Raw genomic sequence first — 2308 nt, forward strand, 5'->3', positions numbered from 1 at the left:
CGGGGACGGCGGCGGGCCGACGTCGCCGCGCAGCTGGGCCCGCAGCGACGCCCGCTCGGACGACCGGCGGGCCGTCGACGCGGCGATCGCCCGGTCCAGCCGCTCCCGCAGCCCGCGGAACAGCACCATCGACAGCGGCAGTGCGACGACGAGCGCCACGAGCAGCGCGACGAGCCACGGCACGCCGATCAGCGCGAGGACGACCGTCAGCACGGCGAGCAGACCGAGCCGCGCGAGCGTGTAGAGCGCCACCGTGGTGGCCAGCCCGGGCTCACCGGCGCGCTCCCGCGCCGCGGCCTGCGGCGGGGTCGGAGACGTCATGACCTCCAGGGTACGGGCCGGACCGGCCGGATCACGGCTGCCCGGTTCCACCCGCCCCCGTCCCGGACGTCCGGATCGCGACCACCCGCCCGGGCGGCGGTCCCTCCCCGGCCGTCCCCGACTGTCCGGTTCGAGGCTTTCACCGGCTTTGCCCTTTAAGAACCCTTTACTCACACAACACCGTTCGAGTACCCGGGGTCTGAGGTGTCACGATGGCCCGGAAACCGAGAGCGGTACCCGGCCGGATGCCTCCGGCGAGCACCGTGACACATACTCCACGTGCACTTCGGGAGGATCCCCATGGCAGCTCCGACTCAGGCACCCGAGCGTCTCCTCACCCCGGGTGAGGTGGCCACGCTCTTCCGCGTCGACCCCAAGACCGTGACCCGCTGGGCCTCGGCCGGGCGGATCGGTTCGATCCGTACGCCGGGCGGCCACCGTCGGTTCCGCGAGTCCGAGGTCCGTGGCCTGCTGGCCGACCTGACCAGCGAGGCGAACACCGGTCTCCGCTGATCCGGAGGGCACACATGGGGTGAGGGTCTCGACTTCACCCGTACGTCAGGCCACCTTCGCTACGCTGGACAGCGGAGGTGGCCTGATGTTGTTCTTCCTGATCCTTCTCGTCGGCGCGGCCGTGGTCGCGGTGCTGCTCGTGCGGACCCTGCGGTCCGAACAGGTGGTCTCCGATCGCATCCCACGCGCGGAGTTCCCCTGGTCGTCGGGCCAGCGGGCCGAGAAGCCGCGCGCGACCGGCCCCGACGACGACCCCGACTTCTTGCGCGAACTCGACGAGAAGGTGCGTGACCAGGAGGACCCGCCCGAGCGTTCCTGAGCGGGTCGCGCCGGCCGGCACCTCCCCGACACGCCTTGACCGAAGGGCGGTCCACCCACCGGGCGGACCGCCCTTCGGTGTCTCCGGTCACGTCCGGGGCGGCGACGGGGACCGTCGCGGCCCGGGATCAGACCGGGAAGCCGTCGGCGACGGCCGCCGCCAGCTCCAGCAACGCCGTCCGGGTCGTCTCCTCCAGGCGCTCCAGGTCGATCTCCGCGCCCTCCTCCAGGTGCGGGTCGAACGGCACCTTGACCACTGCCCGGCACCGTCCCGAGAAGTGCTCGGCGACGCGGTCGAGGTCCACCCCGCCACCGGCACGCCGGTAGACGGTGTTGATGACGACGACCGCGTTGCGGACCAGCGCCCCGTAGCCGTGGGCGTCGAGCCAGTCCAGGGTGGCCGAGGCGCTGCGGGCGCCGTCGATCGAGCCCGACGACACGACGACGATCTGGTCGGCCATCCCCAGCACGCCGTACATCGCGGAGTGCATCAGGCCGGTACCGCAGTCGGTCAGGACCAGGTTGTAGAAGTGCTCCAGCAGGTCGACCGCGCGCCGGTAGTCGTCCTCGCTGAACGCCTCCGACACCGCCGGGTCCTGCTCGCTGGCGAGCACCTCGAGCCGGGACACGCCCTGTGAGGTGTAGGCGCGGACGTCGCTGTAGCGGCGGACCCGGTCGGCGTCGCGCAGCAGGTGGCGGACGGTCGCGGTGGTCTCCAGCGGGATCTTCTGGCTCAGCGTGCCGCGGTCGGGGTTGGCGTCGACGGCCACGACCCGGTCGCCACGGTGCGACGCGAACGTGGCCCCGAGGGTCGCGGTGACCGTCGTCTTCCCGACCCCGCCCTTGAGGCTCAGCATCGCGATCTTGTGCGAGCTGATCAGCGGCCGGTTCGCGCGGGCCACGAGGTCGCGCCGGTGCAGCTCCGCGGGGCTCTCCCCCGGGTTCACCAGTCCGCCGGTGAGCACGTAGACCCAGCGACGCCACCCGCTCGCCGGCGGACGGCCCGCGCTGCCGTGCCCCGTGCGCGAGGGCGCGAGGTCCAGCCCGCCGTGCGGCTCGTCGCCGCGGCGGTGCTGAGCGGCCCGGGCCTCGATCGCCTCGGGGGCCGTCCAGCGGGGCCGCTTCACCCCCGTCTGCGGGCGGCCGCGCGGCGGGG

Annotated in this window: 4 protein-coding genes; 2 read left to right on the forward strand and 2 right to left on the reverse strand. The window is 73.4% G+C overall.

Going from position 1 to position 2308, the window contains the following annotated elements; translation table 11 throughout:
* On the reverse strand, positions 1-321 hold a 321-nt coding region (locus tag GTW08_RS13145; protein ID WP_161151982.1), incomplete at its 3' end, for a DUF4229 domain-containing protein.
* Positions 322-621: 300 nt separating this feature from the next.
* Between GTW08_RS13145 and GTW08_RS13150 the strand changes: the two genes are divergently transcribed.
* A complete protein-coding gene (locus GTW08_RS13150) occupies positions 622-834 on the forward strand; it encodes a BldC family transcriptional regulator (protein ID WP_073576557.1) in 213 nt (70 codons plus the stop codon).
* An 85-nt stretch (positions 835-919) separates the two neighbouring features.
* Positions 920-1153, forward strand: coding sequence for a hypothetical protein (locus tag GTW08_RS13155; RefSeq protein ID WP_073576558.1), 234 nt, complete (start codon positions 920-922; stop codon positions 1151-1153).
* 127 nt (positions 1154-1280) lie between these two features.
* Here GTW08_RS13155 and GTW08_RS13160 read toward each other — a convergent pair.
* The coding region (locus GTW08_RS13160; RefSeq protein ID WP_161151983.1) for a MinD/ParA family ATP-binding protein at positions 1281-2308 on the reverse strand (1028 nt) is incomplete at its 5' end.

It is taken from the genome of Pseudonocardia sp. SID8383 (genome assembly GCF_009864975.1).
Lineage (GTDB): Bacteria > Actinomycetota > Actinomycetes > Mycobacteriales > Pseudonocardiaceae > Pseudonocardia > Pseudonocardia alni.